At 63.0% G+C, this 23,005-nt stretch carries 18 protein-coding genes; 14 read left to right on the top strand and 4 right to left on the bottom strand.

What is annotated here, in order from left to right:
- The gene (locus ACZ1JY_RS19000) at positions 1-432 is read right to left on the bottom strand and encodes a hypothetical protein (protein ID WP_465131155.1); all 432 of its coding nucleotides are present in this window, start codon (positions 430-432) and stop codon (positions 1-3) included.
- Between the two features lie 133 nt (positions 433-565).
- On the opposite strand from ACZ1JY_RS19000, the gene ACZ1JY_RS18995 reads away from it, so the two are divergent.
- Positions 566-1,792 carry a hypothetical protein gene (locus ACZ1JY_RS18995; protein WP_465131154.1) on the top strand — a complete coding sequence of 409 codons (1,227 nt, stop codon included), beginning with the start codon at positions 566-568 and terminating at the stop codon, positions 1,790-1,792.
- Positions 1,793-1,858: 66 nt separating this feature from the next.
- On the opposite strand, the gene ACZ1JY_RS18990 is transcribed toward ACZ1JY_RS18995, so the two are convergent.
- Positions 1,859-2,911 carry a hypothetical protein gene (locus tag ACZ1JY_RS18990; protein ID WP_465131153.1) on the bottom strand — a complete coding sequence of 351 codons (1,053 nt, stop codon included), beginning with the start codon at positions 2,909-2,911 and terminating at the stop codon, positions 1,859-1,861.
- A 468-nt stretch (positions 2,912-3,379) separates the two neighbouring features.
- Here ACZ1JY_RS18990 and ACZ1JY_RS18985 point away from each other — a divergent pair, with 468 nt between their 5' ends.
- Positions 3,380-3,955: a hypothetical protein gene (locus tag ACZ1JY_RS18985; protein WP_240946917.1), complete on the top strand. Its 576-nt coding sequence runs from the start codon at positions 3,380-3,382 to the stop codon at positions 3,953-3,955.
- A gap of 38 nt (positions 3,956-3,993) precedes the next feature.
- The gene (locus tag ACZ1JY_RS18980) at positions 3,994-5,763 is read left to right on the top strand and encodes an SLC13 family permease (RefSeq protein ID WP_118074945.1); all 1,770 of its coding nucleotides are present in this window, start codon (positions 3,994-3,996) and stop codon (positions 5,761-5,763) included.
- 59 nt (positions 5,764-5,822) lie between these two features.
- Here the strand turns inward: ACZ1JY_RS18980 and ACZ1JY_RS18975 are convergent, their stop codons facing one another.
- A complete protein-coding gene (locus ACZ1JY_RS18975; RefSeq protein WP_118074944.1) occupies positions 5,823-6,074 on the bottom strand; it encodes a hypothetical protein in 252 nt (83 codons plus the stop codon).
- A 429-nt stretch (positions 6,075-6,503) separates the two neighbouring features.
- Between ACZ1JY_RS18975 and ACZ1JY_RS18970 the strand changes: the two genes are divergently transcribed.
- The 10 genes from ACZ1JY_RS18970 (at position 6,504) to cobA (ending at position 20,312) form a co-directional block, all read left to right on the top strand.
- Complete coding sequence (locus ACZ1JY_RS18970) at positions 6,504-7,082, top strand: ANTAR domain-containing response regulator (protein ID WP_465131152.1); 579 nt, start codon at positions 6,504-6,506, stop codon at positions 7,080-7,082.
- Complete coding sequence (locus tag ACZ1JY_RS18965; protein WP_465131151.1) at positions 7,082-8,302, top strand: ABC transporter substrate-binding protein; 1,221 nt, start codon at positions 7,082-7,084, stop codon at positions 8,300-8,302. Before ACZ1JY_RS18970 ends, ACZ1JY_RS18965 begins: the two co-directional genes overlap by 1 nt.
- Before the next feature lie 218 nt (positions 8,303-8,520).
- A complete protein-coding gene (locus tag ACZ1JY_RS18960) occupies positions 8,521-9,927 on the top strand; it encodes a CmpA/NrtA family ABC transporter substrate-binding protein (RefSeq protein WP_465131150.1) in 1,407 nt (468 codons plus the stop codon).
- Between the two features lie 70 nt (positions 9,928-9,997).
- Complete coding sequence (locus ACZ1JY_RS18955; RefSeq protein ID WP_465131572.1) at positions 9,998-10,966, top strand: ABC transporter permease; 969 nt, start codon at positions 9,998-10,000, stop codon at positions 10,964-10,966.
- A 12-nt stretch (positions 10,967-10,978) separates the two neighbouring features.
- Positions 10,979-12,658, top strand: a complete 1,680-nt coding sequence (locus tag ACZ1JY_RS18950) for an ABC transporter ATP-binding protein (protein ID WP_465131149.1) — start codon at positions 10,979-10,981, stop codon at positions 12,656-12,658.
- Between the two features lie 61 nt (positions 12,659-12,719).
- Positions 12,720-13,979, top strand: coding sequence for an alginate export family protein (locus ACZ1JY_RS18945; RefSeq protein ID WP_465131148.1), 1,260 nt, complete (start codon positions 12,720-12,722; stop codon positions 13,977-13,979).
- Between the two features lie 234 nt (positions 13,980-14,213).
- A complete protein-coding gene (nirB, locus tag ACZ1JY_RS18940; RefSeq protein ID WP_465131571.1) occupies positions 14,214-16,694 on the top strand; it encodes a nitrite reductase large subunit NirB in 2,481 nt (826 codons plus the stop codon).
- Positions 16,691-17,032 (top strand): nitrite reductase small subunit NirD, encoded by a 342-nt coding sequence (gene nirD, locus ACZ1JY_RS18935; protein WP_465131147.1) that lies wholly within the window; start codon positions 16,691-16,693, stop codon positions 17,030-17,032. The genes nirB and nirD overlap by 4 nt, the downstream gene beginning before the upstream one ends.
- Positions 17,029-19,539, top strand: a complete 2,511-nt coding sequence (locus tag ACZ1JY_RS18930; protein ID WP_465131146.1) for a nitrate reductase — start codon at positions 17,029-17,031, stop codon at positions 19,537-19,539. Before nirD ends, ACZ1JY_RS18930 begins: the two co-directional genes overlap by 4 nt.
- On the top strand, positions 19,536-20,312 hold the full coding sequence (cobA, locus tag ACZ1JY_RS18925) for a uroporphyrinogen-III C-methyltransferase (protein WP_465131145.1): 777 nt from the start codon (positions 19,536-19,538) through the stop codon (positions 20,310-20,312). The genes ACZ1JY_RS18930 and cobA overlap by 4 nt, the downstream gene beginning before the upstream one ends.
- On the opposite strand, the gene ACZ1JY_RS18920 is transcribed toward cobA, so the two are convergent.
- The gene (locus ACZ1JY_RS18920; protein ID WP_465131144.1) at positions 20,313-21,497 is read right to left on the bottom strand and encodes an acyl-CoA dehydrogenase; all 1,185 of its coding nucleotides are present in this window, start codon (positions 21,495-21,497) and stop codon (positions 20,313-20,315) included.
- Between the two features lie 154 nt (positions 21,498-21,651).
- Between ACZ1JY_RS18920 and ACZ1JY_RS18915 the strand changes: the two genes are divergently transcribed.
- Complete coding sequence (locus ACZ1JY_RS18915) at positions 21,652-22,836, top strand: aminotransferase (RefSeq protein ID WP_465131143.1); 1,185 nt, start codon at positions 21,652-21,654, stop codon at positions 22,834-22,836.
- Positions 22,837-23,005: the final 169 nt, after the last annotated feature.

The raw sequence follows: 23,005 nt of genomic DNA, 5'->3' as shown, positions 1-23,005 counted from the left end.
CTAGTGAATTGTCGCTGTGCTCGGGCAAGCCGAGAGTCCAGGGTGCTGGGGCAACGGTCCCGGGCAGTTCCACGGAGCAGCGGAAGGTGCATCCGGAGGTGTCGGAACGATCTTTCCAAGGAAGTAGAGACGATCGATCTCGAGGACCTGCATTCCGCGCAATGGGAGATCCTGACGCCCAGAAGTTTCGGTTGCCTGCAGGCGCACAAGCAGGACGTCAAAGAACGGATCTTCGTAAGAGAGAAGCAGTGCATCCCGCTTGTAGCAGCCACGGCCATCGAGGGTGAAGGAACGTCCGTTGATGATCTGCCGAGTGACGGACGCGAGGTCATCATGACGACAAGATGCATCTGCATGGTGCCAGTCGCCGATCAGCGCCGCCAGCCTGTTAGATGTCGAACCTACGCGCCCCATGTTGCTCATCTTGCTCATGTGTTCACTCCCTGTCGTCTCTGATTGAACGTTCTGCTCAATTTATAGTAGACATCACATCGGCGGGAAAGTGAAAATTTCAAGAGGCTGCAAGGGGGTGGACGAAACTTTATTTTGAATGCAAAGCGGCCGTATGGTTGAAGCCAGGGATCCATTGCGATCTGGGCGGTATGCAAAGCTAATCCAGTTGGTTTGGCCGGGGGGCATTCCCGCTCGAGAAGGAGCGTTTCTGCGTTCATTAAGTCCAGATGATCTGGAGGTGGTCGCGCGCCGATTGAACGCAGTCTGGCGAGCTGAACAGGGTGAGCAGCCACTTGAGTGGCTCGCGCAATTCGCGGGCGTCAGCCGCGCAAGGTTTTACGTGCTGCGAAAAGCTTGGGCCAAAGGCGATTTGCCCGCACTTTTGCGACAGCAAACCCGAAAGCCGTCGGCAAAGGTGGAGAAAAGCCCCCTCATTGAGGCTTCTATTCAATATTTACGAGACAACGGACCGAATGAACGCAATCGAGCGATCGCCCGTACCCTGATCGCCGACGGCGTGCTTGGTGAGCCGGAGGAAGAGCCCTCTGTCACTCAGATCCAGAAGCTCGATCGCTATATCCGTGTTGCCAGGCGCTTAATGCAAACCGACGCGGATTTCTTGATGACGCATTACGGTCGTGGCTTGCTCATTGACGTGGTCGGAACGGACATCGTTCTCGACCTTGAGGAACCCCGGCCCGCAGTAATCGCATTGATCATCGAGACGGCAAGTGGCGTTGTTCTTGGCGCCGGGATAGGCCCGTCAGAAGATCAGTTTTTGATCCAGACTGATGCGGTCAAACAGGCACTGAAATTTGTCAGCTTTTACCGCTACGACCGTAAATTGTGGGATGGCGATAAGCCAGAGTTATACTGGGCTGTCACTCCGACGATCGAGCTCGGCTATAGTGTCGAAGTCTTAAAACGTGTTTCGGGAAAAGTTGCGATTACCAATTCGGGCGGATACGCACGTGGGCTACAGGCTGACCAATTGCTGGGTTCGAAGCTTGGGCGCGTCAACTTGGCTCCGCGACGGTTGAATGACCGACCAGCAGGCGGGAAGATTTTGCCGGGCAATACGATGCAAATCGATCGTGCCGCAGCGTTGCTTGATTCCGCTGTTGCCGAGCATAACCGCGAGCGCTTGTCCGTGCTTTTCCAAGTTGAAGATAGCCGTGACATCGGACTTACTCATGAAGGATCGATGGTGTGGGTGCTGAAGACGGTTTATAATGAGATAATAGACGCCCCAGATTTCAGATCAAAATATGGTGTATGGCAAGCACTACATCATCCGCACGAATACATGGCGGTCGATAAAGATGGCCATCTGCTATGAAATCATAGCTGGCAATTGATTACCATGGGTGGTTTAGTGGGTGAACTTAGCCTGTCAGCATTCTATCTATGCCGAGTGCAAGTTATCTCTACGTCTTTTATCTGGCTGTGTTCGAACGTTGTTTAGCGCAATTTCCAGACTTTGGCGCAGCTGCATAGACAACGTGGAGAGAGTTTCACTAGGTTCGACAGGTAGACGCGCAGCTACAAACGAATGGATTTGCTCCGACGGGATGCCCAAGCTTTTCGACTTAACTCGGCCTCTTTCACTAAGTGCTTTGCGAGGAAGAAGGGAAAGGCCGTTGCATCGATCACTTTTCAGCCAACGGACCAGCATACCATGTTCCAGCCGTCCAACAGGACGCTCGATCACAAGTTGTCCGCATTGGCGCAGAGCCTCCCTAAGCTGCGCAGCAGGTTCCTGAACTGTCACAGGTATGCCGTAGCGTAGCGCGCTGCTCGATGGTGGTTCCAGTTCTGAAGAGCGTTTGAGCGCGTCCAGCATAGCTCCAGCCATCGCTGCTTCATCGGGAAGGCCTCGCGATAGGTGAATGCCGACGACAGCTTTGCATCGGACGTCAATCAAGAACGTAAAAAGTGGCATCTGCACAACGCCATCTGCGAAATCTACTGGTACGTCGATCACCGCGTGATCGAAGATCAGATCGAAATTCTCGGAGAATGCGGATGGTAACGGGCGCTCCAGATCTCGGCCAATGCGCTTACGAAGCGCCCAGACAGGCGGGAGAACAAGTTGTTTTCCGGCAGCTTCTATCTGGATCAAGTTGACCAGGCTGCGGACCGGCATTGAGCGGTTCTGGGCGATGATCGGATCGATGAAGTCCAACTGCTCTCTAGTCATCTGCACGCGGTGCGGCCGCGGGTTACCTTTGGGTGCCAAAGTGACAGGATCGTTAGTCTGCTGCCATTTCGTGACCAGCTTGTAGAATTGGGCAACCTTCAGGCTAAGGTCAGTTGCATGCCGCTCGGCTTCCTTGCGACCGGGATTAGCGCTGAACTGCTCGACGGCCTCGATACGCTTGAGGACGATGTCACGCACAAATGGAGATACGAACGAGAGATCAACATTCTCACTCACTACAATTTCCTCAAAAGTCATAATCTTGAAATTTGCTCACAAAGAACCTTCCTCAGATGTCCTGCTGAGATGGTCGGATATCTTCTCGGAAGCTTCGGACCAGAGCGGCTCTGCTGCTCGCACCATGTGCGACCGCGAGCCTGCTTGCCGGAGATCGAGGCTCAAGCGCCGGATTGTGAGCGCATGGGCTTAGAGACGGTGTGCGAGTGCCTAGGAGTTAATGCCCTGTTTTATAACGGAAGAATTCTCCCGCTTGGGCGCGAAGCGTTCACAATCTCATTTCAAGGTTGTGTGAATCTCAATCTCAGGTTGTGCCAGCGAGTGCCTAGAGGTCTATGCCGACATGACGGGCGCGCTGAAGCCAAAGGTTAGCTTGTGACACTTTGCCTTCGGGTAAAGTGTCACACGGGACAAATGTTGGAATTCGGCAGCGCCAGACTCCGCCGGGGATTCACAGGAGTCATGTTATGTGCTTTGTTGAATCCCTGAATGTTCCAGACTGCCATCCTCCCCGGCCCGTCTTCCCATGGCGCGATGTCTTCCCTGCTGAACTGCCTTTCGCAGGCCAGTTCGAGGCCACGCTATGCGTTCATGGTGCTGAGCCTGATCGCCGAGGTTGCCGACGAGAAGGGTGAGGCAGGGCCCTTCGTCCGGCGCGGCCGGCAGGCTTTCACCTTACGCGACTGGTTGTGCGACAGCCTTGCCCCGATGGGTGCGCGCGATCCTCGCCGTGTGGCGCTGACCGAACGGGTGCGCTCTGACCTGATCCTCGAGGACCGCATGCCCGAAGACCTGGAACACGCGGCGCAAGTAATCGAGGATGAAGTTCGAGCGCGCGTTCGGGCTTCGGGCAAGAGCAACCTCAGCCGCGCGGTTTCGGAACTGGTCGGTGCGGGCCTGCTGCGCCGCTATTACAAGGGCTATGCCATCGACCACGAAAACCGCGGCGGGCAGCGCCACGCCGTCTATGTGCTGCAGGGGAAGGCGCGCTGCCTGCTGCCGCAAGTCCGCCCCGTGCCAGCCCAGCGGCGCAGCGGAGCGGTTCAGGGCGAGCTGCGATTCTGATCTGGAACCTGAATATCGGTTAAGCGTTGGGTACAGCAATGACGCAGCCCCAATGGCTTTCACTGGCCACCCTTGGCGGGATGATGGCCCTGTTTCTGTGGGGACGCTTCCGATACGACGTTACCGCGGTGATCGCGCTGCTGTTTGCGGTGGCGATCGGCGTGGTATCACCGGATGCGGCGTTTACCGGTTTTTCCGATGACATCGTGGTGATTGTCGGCTCGGCGCTGGTCCTATCGGCCGCAGTGCAGCGATCGGGCATGATCGAGCGATTGTTGCAATCGCTGGCACAGCGCATTCGCAAGCCGCAGCGGCAGATGCTGGTGCTTTCGGCGGCGGTGGGACTGTCATCGGGCTTCATCAAGAACGTCGGCGCGCTGGCCATGCTGATGCCGGGGGCCGTGCAGATGGCCCGTCGCAACAAGGCATCGCCGTCGCTCTATCTCATGCCGATGGCCTTTGCCTCGCTGCTGGGCGGACTGACCACGCTTATCGGCACATCGCCGAACATCATCGTCAGCCGCGTGCGCGAGGAGATGACGGGCGAGCCTTTCCGCATGTTCGACTACCTGCCGACCGGCATCGCGCTCCTGGCGGTTGGCCTGATATTCCTTTCGGTGGGCTGGCGCTTGCTGCCCACAGACCGGCATGCGGCGCAGGGCATGTCGGAAGCGATCAACATCTCTGCCTATGTCATCGAGGCTACGGTCACCACGGGATCGCCTGTCGCGGGCTTGACCGTTTCCGAATTTGTCGAGCGGCACGAGGGCGAGGTCGAAGTTGCCGGCCTGCTGCGCGGCGACATGCGCGGCGAGGTTTCGCCGGATACGCATATCGGTGAAGGCGATGTCCTGATCCTCAGCGGCGAGCCCAACCTGCTCGAACAGGTCATCGGCGCCGACCGACTGACGCTTGCGGGTGACGACGAAGATGGAGATGGCCGCAAACCGGATGGCATCGGTGTAATCGAGGCCGTCGTTCATGCCGATTCCGGACTCATCGGGCGCACTGCCGGGCGTTTGCAGATGCGCGAACGGCTGGGCATCAACTTGCTGGCCATCTCGCGCGAGGGTGAGACTATCGCCAACAAGCCCGGCAATACCGTGCTGCAGGCGGGTGATGTGATCGTTCTGCAGGGGCCGCTCGATACCTTGCCGGCGCGCCTTGCCGAAATGGGTGCGCTGCCGCTGGCTGAGCGCAAGATCGGGCTTGGGTCAAAGCGTACCCGGTGGTTGCCACTGGCAATCCTGGCCGCAGCCATGGTTGCGGCAGGGACCGGCTTCGTGCCGGCCGCGCTGGCGTTCTTTGCCGCTGCGGGGCTGACCGTGATCACCGGCGCGCTGCCTGCGGACGAGGCGTACAAGGCCATCGAATGGCCGATCCTCATCATGCTGGCCGCGCTGATTCCGGTCAGCGCATCGCTGCAAACGACCGGGGCTTCCGATGTGATTGCCACGTTGCTTGCCGATTTTGCCGTGAAGCTTCCTGCATGGGGCGCGGTTGCGCTGATCTTGGTTGCGGCCATGGCAGTGACGCCATTCCTCAACAATGCCGCGACGGTGCTGGTCATGGCCCCGATTGCCGGGGTATTCGCCCAGCAGCTCCACTACCGCCCCGAGGCTTTCCTGATCGCGACTGCGGTGGGCGCAGGCTGCGATTTCCTCACGCCCATCGGACACCAGTGCAATACGCTGGTGCTGGGGCCGGGGGGATACAGGTTTGGCGACTATGCCCGGCTTGGCGCGCCGCTATCGCTGCTGGTGGTGCTGATCGGCACGCCGCTGATCCTGTGGTTCTGGCCATTATAGCTCGATAAGGCCCCCGCCAGACCGGGCGGGGGCCTCTTTTCGGCTTCGGTTGGTGGTGTTCAGGCAGCGCCTCCGCTCTTGTAGCGGTTGAAGGCAGCATTCTCGCTTGCCCGGTCACGGGCGCGGGAGAGGCCGGGCGTGTCGGGGAAACCCTTCTTCGGGCCGACGTCGGTTCTCAATTGCGGCTTGGCGGCGGTGCTGGCGTAGACCTTGCCATTGTCTGGCCGTGTGCCGGCAAATGCCGGCGCCGCCAGCAGCAATGCTCCTGCGCCAGCGGTCAGGATCGTGGATATTGTTCCGGTCTTTCGCATGTCGACCTCCTTAGACTTCCGTCCTTGCGTGGACTTGGTACAGCGAGAGCCGACGGCGGCCGCGACACCTGCGGCAACCGGACGATGCGTGTCCTGTAGTGATGACTCTCGCTCGCCCTGGCAGCGTTTCTGCCTGGGGCGAGTGAACGGTCGAGCCTTGGCGATTAATGCCTAATTAATTGTTTTTACGAACCTTTCACCTCGTCGCGCCCTTGGTTCGCGTCGGCATTCCTCCAGCGTTGTGCGGTGCAACATAGGCGACGGATCGTGTCAAAAGACATAGCCGACATGGTGCATCTGAGGAACGTTCTGGGCGATTACGCACGGCATGTGCGCGCTCGATTCGGAGACCGGCCTTGGGCCGACGAGGTTCGCGCCGTTCCAGAAATGCCTTGAAACTGCGCTGCCCTCCGCGCACTAGGCGTGGCCATGCGGATTGCCATCGTTGATGAAAGTGCCAGCCGTGCCGCGGTGATCCGCGAAGGGCTGGCCACGCTGGAAGACTGCGAGATCTTCGTGGTGACCGAGCGGCGCGGGCTGGTGGCCAGCATCGGCGAGATCGCGCCCGACATCGTGCTGATGGACCTAGGCAATCCCTCGCGCGACGTGCTGGAGGAATACTTCGCGGTCAGCCGCGTGCTTGGCCGCCCCATCGCGATGTTTGTCGATGAAAGCGACGAGGAATCGATCGCGGCCTCGGTCGATGCCGGGGTTTCGTCTTATGTCGTTGATGGCCTGGCACCGCACCGCATCAGGCCGATCCTCGATCTTGCCGTGCGCCGCTTCAACGCCTTTGCCCGGCTGGAGGCTGACCTGGCTGAAGCCAAGGGCAAGCTGGCCGAGCGCGAAGTGGTCGACAAGGCCAAGCGCATCCTGATGGACAACCGCGGCTTTTCCGAACCGCAGGCCTATTCCGAACTGCGCAAGACGGCGATGAATCAGGGCAAGCGCATTGCCGACATTGCCGAAGCGGTGGTTACGGCACACCAGCTGATGGGAGGGAAGTGATGGCATCCGCAGCCGCATCGGGTGAATTGACCATCGGCTTCCTGCCGCTGGTGGACGCCTGCCTGCCGATCCTCGCGCGTGAGCATGGCTTTGCCGAGGCGGAAGGCCTGTCGCTGCGGCTGGTGCGCGACATGAGCTGGGCGACGGTGCTTGACCGGCTGCTCTATGGCCACAGCGACGCCGCGCACATGGTTGCCCCGCTGGCAATCGCGGCCACGCTTGGGCGCGGGCGGCCGGCTCAGCCGCTGTCTGTGCCCTTTGTGCTGGGGCTGAACGGCAATGCTATCACGATGCGGCCCGATCTGGCCAAAGCGGTGAACCCCGGCGGAGGGCTGGGTGACCCGGCAACCGTGGGCGCGGCGTTGAAAGCGCATGTTGCGGCAACGGGGTGCAAGCTGCGCTTTGGCGTGGTGCATCGCTATTCCAGCCACAACTACATGCTGCGCTACTGGCTGGCGGCCTGCGGCGTGCAACCTGACGTGGACGTTGAAATCACCACTGTCGCCCCGCCGTTCTGCGCAGACGCGCTGGAGCATGGCGAGGTCGACGCGATCTGCGTGGGCGAGCCGTGGAACAGCGTGGCCGTGGAACGCGGCGCCGGGGAGATCGTGCTGGTCACGGCGCAGATCTGGCGGCGCGGCGTGGAGAAGGTCCTGGCCTTCCGTGAGCGGGTGATGGACGAGCGCCGCAGCGAGGCGGAGGCACTGGTCCGCGCCCTGCGCAAGGCGGGCGAGCACTTTGTCGATCCGGCGAACCTTGAATGCAACGCGGCGATTCTGGCACGGCCCGAGTACCTCGATGGTGATGCCACGCTGATCGGCCGCGCGATTTCCGACCGGCTGCTTCTGGCACAGGGGGGTGAGGTGCTGCATTACCCCGACTTCATGTTTCAGCATCGCGAGGCGGCGAACTTCCCGTGGGTCAGCCAGGCGGAATGGCTCTACAGCCAGATGGTGCGGTGGGACGGACTGGCCTTCGATCCGGCTGATGCGGCCAAGGCGGCGCGCGTATTCCGTCCGGATGTATATCGCAGCGCACTACTGGGTACGGGTGAGCCCTTGCCGGGGGCTAGCTCAAAGGTTGAAGGCAGCCTGCACAAGCCCACTTCGGTGAGCATGCAGCAAGGCATTATAACACTGGAAAACAACAGCTTCTTTGATGGAAAGCCATTCGATCCGGAACTGCTGGAATCCTACATCGAAAGCCAGCATCGGAGTTAAAGTTTCGCTGCGGTGCAAAAAAGGCTTGCCCAAGAGCAGGCGAATCACATAGCTTTGCATCTAGGCCGAAACGGTGCTGCCCAAGGACGGGCGGCGGTGATCCGGACGGCCTTAAGGTTTTCATCGCGTGGCAACGTCGCCGCCCAGACCTCCCTCATCGGGATGCGTTCGGGCGGCTTTTTCGTGTTTGCCACGCCGCTTCTGAGGGGTGGTTTAATATGGTCGGACTGGGCAGGTTCAATCGGCGGGGCATGATCGCGGCGCTGTTGGCGGGCGTGGCCGTGGCAAGCTGCGGCAAGGGGAGCGATACCGCGCAAAAGCCTGCGGCATCGGCCAACGGCGTCGAAAAGCCGGTGCTCAAGCTCGGCTTCATCAAGCTGACCGACATAGCCCCGCTGGTGGTTGCGCAGGAAAAGGGCTTCTTCCGCGAGGAAGGCCTTACCGTGACGCTGGAGCCGCAGGCCAACTGGAAGGTGCTGCTCGATGGCGTGACCGGTGGGCAGCTTGACGGTGCGCACATGCTGGCTGGACAGGTGCTGGCATCGGGCGCCGGGATCGGCAGCAAGGTGCTGCTGGTCACGCCGTTCTCGCTCGACATCAACGGCAAGGGCGTGACGGTTTCCAACCAGGTGTGGGACATGATCTCGCCCAGCCTGCCCAAGGGGCCGGACGGCAAGGTGCAGATGCCGATTTCCGCCTCGGCGCTGGCCCCGGTCGTCGCCAAGTTCAAGGCCGAGGGCAAGCCCTTCAAGATGGGCATGGTCTTCCCGGTTTCGACCCACAACTACATCCTGCGCTACTGGCTGGCCGCAGGCGGTCTGAACCCCGGCTTCTACCTGCCGGGCGATACTGCCGGCGTGACCGGCGCCGACGTGCAGCTTTCGGTCACCCCGCCGCCACAGATGCCCGCCACGATGGAAGCGGGCACGATCAACGGCTATTCGGTGGGTGAGCCGTGGAACCAGGCCTCGGTTGCCAAGAAGATCGGCGTGCCGATCATCGTCGATCCCGATATCGCGGGCACCACCGGTGACAAGGTGTTCGGCCTGACCGCAGACTTCGCCAAGAAGAACCCCAACACCGTCAAGGCGCTGACCCGTGCGCTGATCCGCGCTTCGATGTGGCTCGATGCCGAAGGTGGCAAGAACCGGCCCGAGGCGGTCAAGATGCTCGCCAGTCCGAAGTATGTCGGCGCCGACGAGAAGGTCTTGATGGCCTCGATGACGGGCAAGTTCACCTTCGGTGCAGGCGACACGCGCGAAACGCCCGAGTTCAACCTCTTCTTCGATCAACAGGCCAGCTATCCGTTCTATTCGGATGGCATCTGGTACCTCACGCAGATGCGTCGCTGGGGGCAGATCGCCGAGGACAAGGGTGATCAGTGGTATCTGGATACGGTCAAGTCGGTCTATCGCCCGGACATCTATGAGGAAGCGGCCAAGTCGCTCGTTGCCGAGGGCAAGGCCAGCGCCGACCAGTTCCCCGCCACCGACGGCTTCCGCGTCTATGCCCGCAAGGCTATCGACGGCGTGCCCTTCGATGCCAAGAAACCCGCAGCCTATGTCGCCAGCTTCTCGATCGGTCTGAAGGCCGGGCAGAAGGTGACCCCGGCAGGCGTGAAGTAACCCAGGAGCACTTACGATGAACGCGGTCGCATTGCGCAAGGACGAATTCGTCGGCACCGAAGCGGAAGTGATGGAGGGGGGCGCTGCCCTCCTCCCGCAAACGGCACCGGAGACCACTGTGGAAGTTGCTGCGAAGCCGGAAAAGGCGCTGCCGTTCGGGATTAAGATTCCCTCGGGCCGCGCCGCGCTCGATGCGCTCTGGCCTCCACTGGCGGGGATCGGCGGCTTCCTCGCGCTTTGGGCGCTGCTGGCGCCGCTGGTACAGACATCGCTCGGTACGCTCCCTGGGCCGGGCGATGTCTGGTCGGCGTTCGGGGGCCTGCTCGACGAAGCCGCCGCCTCGCGCGTAGCCGCCGCCGAAGCCGTGGCCGCGGGCTATGCCTATACCGGCCCGCCGACCTTCATCGACCAGATCTTCACCAGCCTCGAGACGGTGGCGGCAGGCTTTGTGCTGGCGACGTTGTTCGCCGTGCCGCTCGGCCTTGTCGCGGGAATGTCGAAGCGGGTCAACGCCGCGATCAATCCGCTGGTGCAGGTGATGCGCCCGGTCAGCCCGCTGGCGTGGCTGCCGATCGTGACAATGGTGGTCTCGGCATCGGTCACCAGCGACGATCCGACGCTGGCCAAGAGCTTCATCATTTCGGCCGTGGTGGTCATGCTGTGCTCGCTCTGGCCGACGCTGATCAATACCGCCATCGGCACGGCCAGCATCGACAAGGACCTGATCGCGGTGGGCCGCGTGCTGCGCCTCGGCTGGTTTGCCAAGCTCACCCGCCTCGTCCTGCCCTCGTCGCTGCCCTATATCTTCACCGGCATGCGCCTGTCGCTTGGCACGGGCTGGATGGTGCTGATCGCGGCGGAAATGCTCGCTCAGAACCCCGGTCTCGGCAAGTTTGTGTGGGACGAGTTCCAGAACGGTTCGGAAAAGTCGCTCGCCCGCATCATGGTTGCTGTGGTGGTGATCGGCCTGATCGGCTTCGGCCTCGACCGGGTGATGATGGCGCTGCAGTCCTTCGTCAGCCGCAACCGCACCGTCTGAGGAGCTTGTCCGATGGCTACGATCCTTTCTCTGAAAGATCTCCGCAAGTCCTTTGAGGGCAAGTCCGGCGGCGTGACCGAAGTCCTCGGCGGCATCGAACTCGATGTCGACGAAGGCGAGTTCATCGCCATCCTCGGTTTCTCCGGGGCGGGCAAGACGACGCTGATCTCCGCGATTGCGGGCCTGGTCGAACCCGATGCGGGCGAGATCCTGCTCCATGGACAGGCGATCGACGGGCCAGACAAGGATCGCGGCCTCGTTTTCCAGTCCTACTCGCTGTTCCCCTGGCTCACGGTTGAACAGAACGTGGCGCTGGCCGTGGACTCGGTCCACAAGGATCGCAGCAAGGAGCAGCGCGCGGCGCTCGTGAAGCAGAAGGTCGAACTGGTCGGCCTCGGCCATGCCATGGACCGCAAGCCCGCACAGCTTTCGGGCGGAATGCGCCAGCGCGTCTCGGTCGCCCGCGCGCTGGCGATGGAGCCGGAAATCCTGCTGCTGGACGAACCGCTCTCGGCGCTCGATGCCCTCACCCGCGCGAAGCTGCAGGATGAGATCGACCGTATCCGCGAGGAAGAGAAGCGCACGATCATCCTCGTCACCAACGACGTCGACGAGGCACTGCTGCTGGCGGACCGGGTGGCGGTACTGACGCCTGCTCCGGCCGCACGGATCGGCCGCATCTTCCCGGTCACGCTGCTGCGCCCGCGCGATCGCGAGGCGGTGAACGACAGCGTCGAATTCCAGAAGCTGCGCACCGAGATCGTCAATTACCTTGGCGGTCTGGCAGGCGAGAAGGCCGCGCAAGGCAGCGATTATGGGCACCTGCCCAATGTCACCCCGCTTGACCTTGCGCCTCCGCCCAAGGCCTATCAGGACGCGGCGAAGAAGGGTGCGACCAGGCGCTACATGGAGTTCTGGAAACTCCACAAGGTCTACCCGACGCCAAAGGGGCCGCTCACCGTGGTCGAGGATTTCAACCTGATGATGGACAAGGGCGAGTTCATCTCGCTGATCGGCCATTCGGGTTGCGGCAAGTCCACCGTGCTGACCATGGCGGCCGGGCTGAACGAGATCAGCAAGGGCGGCATAATCCTCGACAACCGCGAGATCGACGTGGCGGGGCCGGACAAGGCAGTCGTGTTCCAGGCGCCGAGCCTGATGCCGTGGCTGACCGCGCGGCAGAACGTGGCGCTGGGGGTGGAGCGGGTCTATCCGCACGCTACACGTTCGGAACGGCGCGAGATCATCGACTATTACCTTGATCGCGTCGGCCTTGCCAATGCCAAGGACAAGATGGCGGCGGAGATGTCCAACGGCATGCGCCAGCGTGTCGGCATTGCCCGCGCCTTCGCCCTGTCCCCGCGCCTGCTGCTGCTCGACGAGCCCTTCGGCATGCTCGACAGCCTGACCCGCTGGGACCTGCAGGACGTGCTGGTCGAAGTGTGGAACCGCACCAAGGTGACGGCGATCATGGTCACGCACGATGTCGACGAGGCGATCCTGCTGGCAGACCGTGTGGTGATGATGACCAATGGGCCCAACGCTACCATCGGCAAGGTCCTCAAGGTCGATCTGCCGCGCCCGCGCGATCGCAAGGCGCTGCTCAAGCACCCGGACTTTTACGCCTACCGCCAGGAAGTGCTGCGCTTCCTTGCGGAATACGATCACGGGCCAAAGGTCCACGCCGCCTGAGGCGCGGCTGATTTCGAGAGGATGCCTGAACGGCCTTCTTTGAGGGGTTCAGGAGGGAAACATGAAAAAGACTGCATTCGCGGCGACGCTGTTCGCGTCGTCGATGGCCTTCGCGCATCCGGCGTTCGCTGGAGCTAAGCCCGCGTTCGGCGATCCGGTGCCGGTGGGGGAGGGGCTGACGCTCGACCCGATTATCGATGCGCGCATTCGCTACGAGGGTGTGGACCAGCCGACGGTCGACGCCGATGCGCTGACCGTGCGCCTGCGCACCGGTGTCGAGCTGAAGCACGCGCCATCACACCTTTCCGTCCTGGTCGAGGCCGAAGGCACGCTCGGTCTGAACAACGAATACAATGCCTTCCCGTTTGCCCTGCCCGGCAGTGCGCAGCGGCGCCCGCAGTATGCCGTGGTCGCCGATGGCGAGAGCATCGACCTCAACCGCGCGCAGATCATGTACAAGGTGAAGGACTTTGCGCTGACTGTGGGCCGCCAGCGCATCAACCTCGATGACCAGCGCTTCGTCGGCTCGGTTGCCTGGCGGCAGAACGAGCAGACCTTCGATGCGGTGCGCGCCGAAGCCACGCTTGGCCCGGTCAGCCTCGATGCGACTTATGCGATCCAGCAGGATTCGATCTTCGGATCCGAAGCCGGGCCGCGCCGCGCGATGGACGGGGACTTCGTGTTCGTGCAGGCGGGCGTGAAGGCCGGCCCCCTGCAGGTGAAGGGCTTTTCCTATATCCTCGATTACGATGAAGCCTTCGCCTTCGCCAACTCCTCGCAGACATATGGCGGGCGCATCTCCGGCACCGTCCCGCTGTCGAAAGCGGTCAAGCTCAACGTGCTGGCGAGCTATGCGCGGCAGATGGACATTGGCCGCAACCCGGTGAATTATGAGGCTGATTTCATGGTCGGCGAGCTGGGGTTGGCGTACCAGGGCTTCACCCTGACCGGCGGCTACGAGAAGCTGGGCGCGGACAAGTCCGCCGGCAAGGCATTCCAGACGCCACTCGCCACGCTGCACAAGTTCAACGGCTGGGCCGACCTGTTCCTGACCACGCCGGGCAATGGTCTTGAGGACACTTACCTCACGCTGGCCAAGGTCTTCCCCAAGGTGAAGGCCGTGCAGGGCCTCAACGCCAACGTCACATATCACGAGTTTCACAGCGACATCGGCAACGTGAAATTCGGCACCGAATGGGACGCGAGCCTGGGCTTCAGGACGAAAAAGGTCGGCTGGCTGGTCAAGTATGCCAACTACAATGCCGACAAGTTCGGCGTGGATCGGCAGATTCTGTGGTTGCAGGCCGAGGTGGCGTTCTAACACTGGCGTGCTGCACTGCAAAATAACCCTTGCAGTGCAGCCCCCGAATCGGTTAGCAAAGTGAACGAAGGCCGATGCGCCGCCCAAGGAAGGGCGGACCAGCGCAGGGCCTAAAAGATCAACATCGCGTGGCAACGTCGCCGCCCAAACCTCCCAATCGGGATGTGTTCGGGCGGCTTTTTTGTGTTCACGCGTCTGACAAGGAACGTTTGTGTGAACGCCCCTGCTACCCTGATGGAAAAGGACCGGACTGCGCCCGTGAAGGAGCGGCTGGTGGTGATTGGCAACGGCATGGCCGGGTGCCGCGCCGTCGAGGAGATCCTTGCCCGCGATCCTGCGCGCTTCGACGTGACGATCTTCGGCGCGGAACCGCGGGTGAACTACAACCGCATCATGCTCTCGCCGGTCCTCGCGGGTGAAAAGGCGTTCGAGGACATCGTCATCAATGGTGACGACTGGTATGCCGACAACGGCATCGCGCTGGTCTCCGGCGATCCGGTCGTCTCGATCGACCGCGCAACACAGACGGTCGTGGCCAAGTCCGGCCGGGTCGAACCCTACGACCGGCTTTTGATCGCCACCGGCTCCGATCCGTTCATCATCCCGGTGCCCGGCAAGGATCTGGCAGGTGTGGTCACGTTCCGCGACCTGGATGACGTCGACAAGATGTTGGCTGCCGCCGAAAGGGGCGGTTCGGCCGTGGTGATCGGCGGTGGCCTGCTCGGGCTGGAGGCAGCGCATGGCCTTTCGCTGCGCGGCATGAAGGTCACCGTCGTTCACTTGATGCCGACGCTGATGGAGCGCCAGCTTGATGAAGCGGCCGGTTACCTGCTCAAGACCGAGCTGGAACGCCGCGGCCAGACCATCGTGACCGGTGGCGATACCGCCGAGATCATCGGCCGGGAGGGCCATGTTGCCGGGGTGAAGCTCAAGGACGGGCGCGAGTTTGCGGCTGACATCGTGGTCATGGCCGTCGGCATCCGTCCGGCGACCGGCCTCGCCAAGGCAGCGGGCCTGAATGTCGAGCGCGGCGTGGTGGTTGACGACCACATGATCACCAGCGACCCCGCGATCATGGCGGTGGGCGAATGCGTGCAGCACCGCGGCGCTTGCTATGGCCTGGTCGCGCCGCTGTGGGACATGTGCCGCGCGCTGGCCGATGCGGCTTGCGCGAACCCTTCGGGATACGAAGGCTCGGTAACCTCGACCAAGCTCAAGGTTTCTGGAATCGACCTGTTTTCTGCAGGCGATTTCTCGGGCGGGGACGGCGCTGAGGACATCGTCATGCGCGATGCCGCGCGCGGGCTCTACAAGCGCGTTGTCGTGAAGGACAACAAGCTGGTCGGCGCGGTGCTTTATGGCGATACCTCCGATGGCAACTGGTACTTCGACCTGCTGAAGAAGGGCGAGGATATTTCCGATATCCGCGAGGCGCTGATCTTCGGTCAGGCCTTTTCCAGCGGAGGCGCCCCGCTGGACCCTAATGCCGCCGTTGCAGCCCTTTCGGACGACGCAGAAATCTGCGGCTGCAACGGCGTTTCCAAGGGCAAGGTCATCGAGACCATCAACGCAGGCGCGTGCAGCCTCGATGCCGTGCGCAGCACCTGCAAGGCTTCGGCCTCTTGCGGGTCCTGCACGGGCCTCGTCGAAAGCCTGCTAGAGGTGACTCTGGGCGGCGAGGTGCAGTCTGGCCCGAAGACGCTGTGCAAGTGCACCAGCTTCAGCCACGACGATGTGCGCCGCCTGATCCTTGAGAAGAACCTGCGCGCGATCCCGCAGGTGATGCAGGAGCTGCACTGGACCACGCCCGATGGCTGCTCCTCGTGCCGCCCGGCGCTGAATTACTACCTGCTCTGCGCCTGGCCGGGCGAATACGAGGACGACCAGAAGAGCCGCTTCGTCAACGAACGCCTCCACGCCAATATCCAGAAGGACGGCACCTATTCGGTCGTCCCGCGCATGTGGGGTGGCCTCACCAACCCGCGCGAGTTGCGCGCGATTGCCGATGTGGTGGAAAAGTACAACGCGCCGATGGTCAAGGTCACCGGCGGCCAGCGGCTCGACATCTTCGGGATCAGGAAAGAGGATTTGCCCGCCGTCTGGGCCGATCTCAATGCCGCCGGGATGGTCTCGGGCCACGCCTATGGCAAGTCCCTGCGCACGGTGAAGACTTGCGTCGGCAGCGAATGGTGTCGCTTCGGCACGCAGGATTCCACCGGCCTCGGCGTAAAGCTGGAGCGCATGACCTGGGGTTCGTGGATGCCGCACAAGTTCAAGATCGCCGTATCCGGCTGTCCGCGCAATTGCGCCGAGGCCACGATCAAGGACTTCGGCGTGGTCTGCGTCGACTCAGGCTACGAACTCCACATAGGCGGCAATGGCGGGATCAAGGTCCGCGCCACCGACCTGCTGTGCAAGGTGGCGACCGAGGCCGAGGCGATGGATGTCTGCGCCGCCTTCATCCAGCTCTACCGCGAACAGGCGCACTACCTTGAACGCACTGCGCCGTGGATCGAGCGGGTCGGCCTCGATCATGTCAAGGCGGGCCTGTTCGACGATCCGGACAGCGTCAAGCGCCTCGCCGCGCGGTTCCGCTATTCGCAGACTTTCTGTCAGGACGACCCTTGGGCCGAGCGCGTGGCGGGCAAGGACGCCGACCTGCACCAGCACCTTGCCGAAGTGCGCCCCCTTTCGATCACGGAGTTCGCAGCATGATCGGCGAATGGCTCGACATCGGTCACGTTGACCAGATCACCCCCGGCACCGCACGCACGCTGCCGGTGGTGGGATCGGACGAGATTGCGGTGTTCCGCACGCTCAAGAACGAGTTCTACGCGCTGGTGAACAAGTGCCCGCACAAGCAGGGGCCGCTGTCACAGGGCATCGTCCACGGCAATGTCGTCACCTGCCCGCTGCACAACTGGAACATCTCGCTCAAGACGGGCGAGGCGCTAGGCGATGACGAGGGTTGCGTCCCCACCATCCCGATGAAGGTCGATGCCGGGCGCATGTACCTGCTGCGCTCGGCCGTGGTCGGGAAGCGCGCCGCTTGAAGCAGGTTCGCACCACCTGCGCCTATTGCGGCGTCGGCTGCGGCATTCGCGCCGAGGTGACGGGGGAGCGCGCGGTCACGATCAAGGGCGACCGCGAGCATCCCGCCAACTTCGGCAGGCTCTGTTCCAAGGGCACGCATCTGGGCGAGACGGTTGGGCTGGAAGGGCGCCTGCTACATCCGATGATCGGCAATGCCCGCGCCGGGTGGGACGAAGCGCTCCACCAAGTTGCCGCCAGGATGCGCGATTGCATCGAACGCCATGGGCCTGACAGCGTGGCGCTTTACGTCTCCGGCCAGCTGCTGACCGAGGACTACTATGTCGCAAACAAGCTGATGAAGGGCTTCGTCGGCAGCGCCAACATCGACACCAACAGCCGCCTGTGCATGGCCAGCGCCGTCGCCGCGCACAACCGCGCCTTCGGCGAGGACGTGGTGCCGGTCACCTACGACGATCTCGACGAAGCGGACCTGATCCTGCTTGTCGGCTCGAACACGGCATGGTGCCACCCGGTGATCTGGCAGCGGATCGAAGCCGCGCGCGAGGCACGGGGCACGAAGATCGTCGTGATCGATCCGCGCCGCACCGAAACCGCAGAACAGGCCGATCTTCACGTGCCGGTTCAGCCGGATGGCGACGTAGCGCTGTTCAACGCGTTGCTCGCGGAGATGGATCGGCGCGGCCTTGCCGATCCGGTCCCGGCCATGGGCGACCATGGCGTCCCGCCCGAAACCTTCAACGCACTGGCCGATCTTGTCGCCGCGCACCCGCGCATGGTCACGGTGTTCTCGATGGGCGCAAACCAGTCGGTTGCCGGGACCGACAAGGGCAACGCGATCATCAACCTGCACCTCGCCTTGGGCCGGATCAATGCGCCGGGCATGGGGCCGTTCTCGATGACAGGGCAGCCCAACGCCATGGGCGGGCGCGAGGTGGGCGGGCTGGCCAATATGCTGGCCTGCCATCTCGGCTTTTCCGAAAACGAACTGTCCGATGCCGCCGCGTTCTGGCAGGCCCCGAACATGTGCAGCGGCCCCGGGCTCAAGGCCGTCGACCTTTTCCGCGCCGTGCACGATGGCCGCGTCAAGTTCCTGTGGGTGATGGCCACTAATCCCGCCGTTTCGATGCCCGATGCCGGCTTCGTGCGCGAAGCCTTGGCCAAGTGCGAGACGCTGGTCGTATCGGACGTGATCGCCGATACAGATACGGCACGGCTCGCCCACATCCGCCTGCCCGCGCTGGCCTGGAGCGAGAAGGATGGCACCGTCACCAATTCCGAACGCCGCGTAAGCCGCCAGCGCGCTCTGTTTGCCGCGCCGGGTGAGGCGAGGGCCGATTGGGCGATCATTGCCGACGTTGCCCAGGCCATGGGCTTTGCTGGATTTGCCTGGCCCAACGCCTCCGCCGTGTTCCGCGAATACGCCGCGATGACTGCGCTTTCGGTAAAGCACGGCAAGGTTCTCGACCTGACTGCGCATGCCGGGATTGCCGACGCAGACTATGAAGCGCTTGAGCCGTTCATCTGGGGCGGACGCCATCCGCTGCAGGGCCGCGAGATGAAAGTCGTGCCGGTAGAGCCGCGCACTCGCGCCGCTGATCCCCGGTTCCCGCTGCGCCTCAACACCGGGCGCTATCGCGACCAGTGGCACACGATGACGCGCACCGGGCTTTCGCCGACGCTGGCCCAGCACCGCCGCGAACCGCTGCTGGAAGTGCATCCTGCCGATGCTGCTGCGGCAGGCATTGCCGATGGCGCGCTTGCCCGCGTGGTCTCGGCATCGGGCAGTTCGGTGTTCCGCGTGGGCGTGACCGATGCGCAGGGTCGGGGCCAGATCTTCGTGCCGATGCACTGGACCGATGCCATGGCCAGCGGCGGGCGCGGCAACCTCCTTCCGGATCAATCGGTCGATCCGGTGTCGGGCCAGCCTGGCTTCAAGAACAATGCCTGCCGGATCGAACCGGTCAGCAGCGAATGGCGCGGATTTCTCGTCCGCCGTGAACCGATCGCGCCCGAAGGCCTTGTTTGGTGGAGCCGATCGGCGATCGCTGGCGGTTGGCTCTATGAGCTTGCCGGCAATGGCGCTGTCGATGCCGATGCCCTGTTGCCCGCCGGCAATCGCAGCGAGGCGGTCGATCTGGCGCGGGGCATGCGCCGTCTTGCCGTGGTCGATAGCAGCGGCGCGATGGCCGGAGCGCTGTTCATCACCCGCACCGGGCAATTGCCGCCGCGTGAGTGGATCGCGGCGCAATTGGGTTCGAGCGGTGCTCTCCTGCCCGAACTGCTGGCCGCGCGGCCCAGCGCTCCTGCGCCGCATCGCGGGCCGGTGGTCTGCGTCTGCCACGGCATCGGCGCCAACCAGATTCTTGCCCATGCCGAGCAGGGCGCGGGGACCGTGGCGGAAGTGGGCAGGGCGTGTGGCGCGGGGACCAATTGCGGTTCGTGCCGCCCGGCGATTGCCCGGCTGCTGCGCGAATGGAACGAGACATGCGAAGAGGCTGCGCAATGAACGACTTTCCGCAGGGCATGGTCTGGCTGGTCGGGGCAGGGCCGGGAGATCCGGAATTGCTGACCCGCAAGGCGGAGCGGCTGATTGCATCGGCCAGTGTAATCTTCCACGATGCGCTGGTTGCCCCCGGCGTTCTGGCGCTGGCCGCGCCGAGGGCAAGGCTGGTCCATGTTGGCAAGCGTTCCGGGCGGCATTCCAAGGCGCAGGAGACGATCGACAGCCTCATTGTTGAAGCTGCGCTGGCGGGGCATCGCGTGGTGCGTCTAAAGGGTGGAGACCCTGCGATCTTCGGCCGCGCCACCGAAGAGCTGGACGCCTGCCGAGCGGCAGGCGTGGCGGTGCGGATCTGTCCCGGCGTGACAGCCGCCAGCGGCGCCGCAGCCAGCCTCGGCGCCTCGCTCACCCTGCGCGGCCTCGCTCGCAAGCTGACCTTCGTGACGGCGCATGTCCGTGTGGGCGAAACGCTCTCGCTCGATTGGGCATCGCTGGCCGATCCCGATGCGACGCTGGCCGTCTACATGGGCAAGTCCTCGGCATGCGCGGTGTCACGAGGACTGATCGAGGCCGGGCTTTCCGGCGATACACCGGTTGCATTGGTTGAGGCGGCCAGCCTGCCTGAAGAGCGCCAGTTCCACACGCGGCTCGATCTGCTGCCGCTGGTAGCGCGCACGGCGCTTGGCGATGGCCCCGCGCTGCTGCTGATCGGTCAGGCCATGGCGCGGCGCGATGGCGTGACCGCCACAAGCAGCGCCGCGTTCACCGTCAACTCATGATCAGAACGCAGCGATGCCGGTGATGGCGCGGCCGAGGATCAGCGCGTGGACATCGTGCGTGCCCTCGTAGGTATTGACCGTCTCGAGGTTCACCATGTGGCGGATCACCTGATATTCGCCGGAAATGCCATTCCCGCCGTGCATGTCGCGCGCCATGCGAGCAATGTCGAGCGCCTTGCCGACGTTGTTGCGCTTGACGATGGAGATCATTTCGGGAGCAAACTTGCCGGTGTCCATCAGGCGGCCGACTTGCAGCGAGGCGTGAAGGCCCAGCGTGATTTCCGTCAGCATGTCGGCCAGCTTCTTCTGGTAAAGCTGCGTACCCGCCAGCGGGCGGCCGAACTGATGGCGATCAAGCCCGTATTGCCGCGCCGCGTGGTAGCAGAACTCCGCCGCGCCCAGCGCGCCCCATGAGATGCCATAGCGCGCACGGTTGAGGCAGCCGAACGGTCCTTTCAGGCCCTGCACGTTGGGCAGCAGCGCCTCTTCGGGGACGAAGACATCGTCCATCACGATCATCCCCGTGATCGAGGCGCGCAAGCTGACCTTGTTCTCGATCTTCGGCGCGGACAGGCCTTTCATGCCCTTTTCCAGCACGAAGCCGCGGATGCCGCCGCCATGCGCCTCGCTCTTGGCCCAGACGACGAAGACATCGGCAATCGGTGCGTTGGAAATCCAGGTCTTTGCGCCATTCAGAACATAGCCGCCATCGACCTCCCGGGCTACCGTGCGCATCCCGCCCGGGTCAGACCCCGCGTCAGGCTCGGTCAGGCCGAAGCAGCCGATCCATTCGCCGGTGGCCAGCTTTGGCAGATACTTGCGCCGTTGGTCCTCCGAGCCGTACTCGAAGATCGGAAACATCACGAGGCTGGACTGCACGCTCATCATCGAGCGGTAGCCGGAATCGATCCGCTCCACCTCGCGCGCGACGAGGCCATAGGACACATAACCGGCGTTGGCGCAGCCGTAGTCCTCGGGCAGGGTCACGCCAAGCAGGCCCTGGTTGCCCATCTCGCGGAAAATCTCGGGATCGGTATGCTCGTTGGCGAAAGCATCGATGACGCGCGGGGCAAGGCGGTCTTGCGCGAAGCTGCGTGCGGCATCGCGGATCATCCGTTCATCGTCGGTCAGCAGGCTGTCCAGCCCCAATGCATCTTCCCAATCGAACGGTACCATGCCTGCCATTGCGTGCTCTCCGAATGCGCTCTGCCCGAATGGGCTTTGTGGCGCGGGTGATTGCACCTGAAATCAGTTCACTTCAACCACCCAAATGTCCACGCGTCGCGGATTGTCAGGAGCCATTGCAAGCAGGGCTCGCTGCTGGCTAGGCTGGTAGGCGATGACCGAACCGCAATCGCACCTGCACCCGATCTATGCCGAAATGCCGGTGACCATCTTCGAGCATATGTCCGGCCTTGCCCGCGATCTGGGCGCGATCAATCTGGGGCAGGGGTTTCCCGACGGGCCTCCGCCGGCCGAGTTGCTGCGCGCATTGTCCCATGCCTCGCTGGAGAAATCGCATCAGTATCCGCCAATGGCCGGGCTGCCTGAACTGCGCAAGGCGGTGGCAGCCTTCTATGCGCGCACGCAAGGCCTTGATCTTGCGCCGGAAAGCGTCGTGGTGACTTCAGGCGCGACCGAGGCGGTGGCTTCGGCCATCCTGGCGGTGGTTGCGCCCGGTGACGAGGTTCTGCTGTTCGCGCCCGCCTATGATGCCTATGCGCCGCTGGTCCGCCGCGCAGGGGGCACGCCGGTGTTTGTCGCGCTCAAGCCGCCAGTCTGGGCGTTCGACGCCGCCACGATCGCCGCGGCGATCACGCCCCGGACGCGGGCGATTGTCCTCAACGATCCGCTCAACCCCACCGGAACGGTGGCGTCACCCGCTGACCTTGCCATGCTGGCGGGCCTGTGCGTCGCGCATGATCTTTTCGCGATCTGCGACGAGGTCTGGGAGAACGTGCGCTTCGATGGCCGGGCGCATGCGTCGCTTTTGGCCCAGCCGGGCATGGTACAGCGGGCGGTGAAGATCGGCTCTGCGGGCAAGATCTTTGGCGCAACCGGGTGGAAGGTAGGCTGGATCGTGGGCTCCCGAGAAGTCGCCGCGGTGGTCGGCCGCGCGCATCAGTTCCTGACTTTCACCACTCCGCCGATGCTGCAATGGGCCGTGGCCGAAGCGCTTTCCGATCCGGCGATCGCACAGGGCTGCCTTGCGCAATGGTCGGTCACGCGAGACCGGCTGATCGCAGGATTGAAGCAGCAGGGTTTCTGCGTGCTGGACAACGTGGCGACGTGGTTCACCTGCATCGACTTGCCTGCTTCCGGCATTGCGCTGGATGACCGGACATTCAGCGAAAGGGCCGTGCGCGAAGCGGGCGTTGCCTCGATCCCCATCTCGGCGCTGTGGGAAGGTGAAGGACGGCCCGATCACATCGTCAGGCTGTGCCATTGCAAGAACGCGGCGATGCTCGACGATGCGGTGGATCGGCTCGGGCGGTGGCGGACGGAATTGCGTCAGGCCTCATAACCATGAATCCGCAGGGCGTTTGCAATTCTCCATAAGCGAGAGTGATGGTTTAGAACTGACATATTGATTATTCGGAGGGCAGAGCTTCAGCTAGATCATTCGGGGAAAGTGGAGAGAGACCTCGGATGTACCCGTTCAATAGTGATCGCAAGTTCGTTCAAAATCGTTG

The sequence above is a fragment of the Novosphingobium sp. BL-A-41-Hi4B-X5A genome (genome assembly GCF_055521705.1).
Note: the sequence above shows the minus strand (reverse complement) of the source record. Positions and strands in the feature narration are given on the sequence as shown.

Bases quoted from the DNA above. Each gene is read 5' to 3' on its own strand.
- ACZ1JY_RS19000 (WP_465131155.1), bottom strand. From the start codon at position 432: ATGAGCAAGATGAGCAACATGGGGCGCGTAGGTTCGACATCTAACAGG.
- ACZ1JY_RS18995 (WP_465131154.1), top strand. From the start codon at position 566: ATGGTTGAAGCCAGGGATCCATTGCGATCTGGGCGGTATGCAAAGCTA.
- ACZ1JY_RS18990 (WP_465131153.1), bottom strand. From the start codon at position 2,911: ATGACTTTTGAGGAAATTGTAGTGAGTGAGAATGTTGATCTCTCGTTC.
- ACZ1JY_RS18985 (WP_240946917.1), top strand. From the start codon at position 3,380: ATGTTCCAGACTGCCATCCTCCCCGGCCCGTCTTCCCATGGCGCGATG.
- ACZ1JY_RS18980 (WP_118074945.1), top strand. From the start codon at position 3,994: ATGACGCAGCCCCAATGGCTTTCACTGGCCACCCTTGGCGGGATGATG.
- ACZ1JY_RS18975 (WP_118074944.1), bottom strand. From the start codon at position 6,074: ATGCGAAAGACCGGAACAATATCCACGATCCTGACCGCTGGCGCAGGA.
- ACZ1JY_RS18970 (WP_465131152.1), top strand. From the start codon at position 6,504: ATGCGGATTGCCATCGTTGATGAAAGTGCCAGCCGTGCCGCGGTGATC.
- ACZ1JY_RS18965 (WP_465131151.1), top strand. From the start codon at position 7,082: ATGGCATCCGCAGCCGCATCGGGTGAATTGACCATCGGCTTCCTGCCG.
- ACZ1JY_RS18960 (WP_465131150.1), top strand. From the start codon at position 8,521: ATGGTCGGACTGGGCAGGTTCAATCGGCGGGGCATGATCGCGGCGCTG.
- ACZ1JY_RS18955 (WP_465131572.1), top strand. From the start codon at position 9,998: ATGGAGGGGGGCGCTGCCCTCCTCCCGCAAACGGCACCGGAGACCACT.
- ACZ1JY_RS18950 (WP_465131149.1), top strand. From the start codon at position 10,979: ATGGCTACGATCCTTTCTCTGAAAGATCTCCGCAAGTCCTTTGAGGGC.
- ACZ1JY_RS18945 (WP_465131148.1), top strand. From the start codon at position 12,720: ATGAAAAAGACTGCATTCGCGGCGACGCTGTTCGCGTCGTCGATGGCC.
- nirB (WP_465131571.1), top strand. From the start codon at position 14,214: ATGGAAAAGGACCGGACTGCGCCCGTGAAGGAGCGGCTGGTGGTGATT.
- nirD (WP_465131147.1), top strand. From the start codon at position 16,691: ATGATCGGCGAATGGCTCGACATCGGTCACGTTGACCAGATCACCCCC.
- cobA (WP_465131145.1), top strand. From the start codon at position 19,536: ATGAACGACTTTCCGCAGGGCATGGTCTGGCTGGTCGGGGCAGGGCCG.
- ACZ1JY_RS18920 (WP_465131144.1), bottom strand. From the start codon at position 21,497: ATGGCAGGCATGGTACCGTTCGATTGGGAAGATGCATTGGGGCTGGAC.
- ACZ1JY_RS18915 (WP_465131143.1), top strand. From the start codon at position 21,652: ATGACCGAACCGCAATCGCACCTGCACCCGATCTATGCCGAAATGCCG.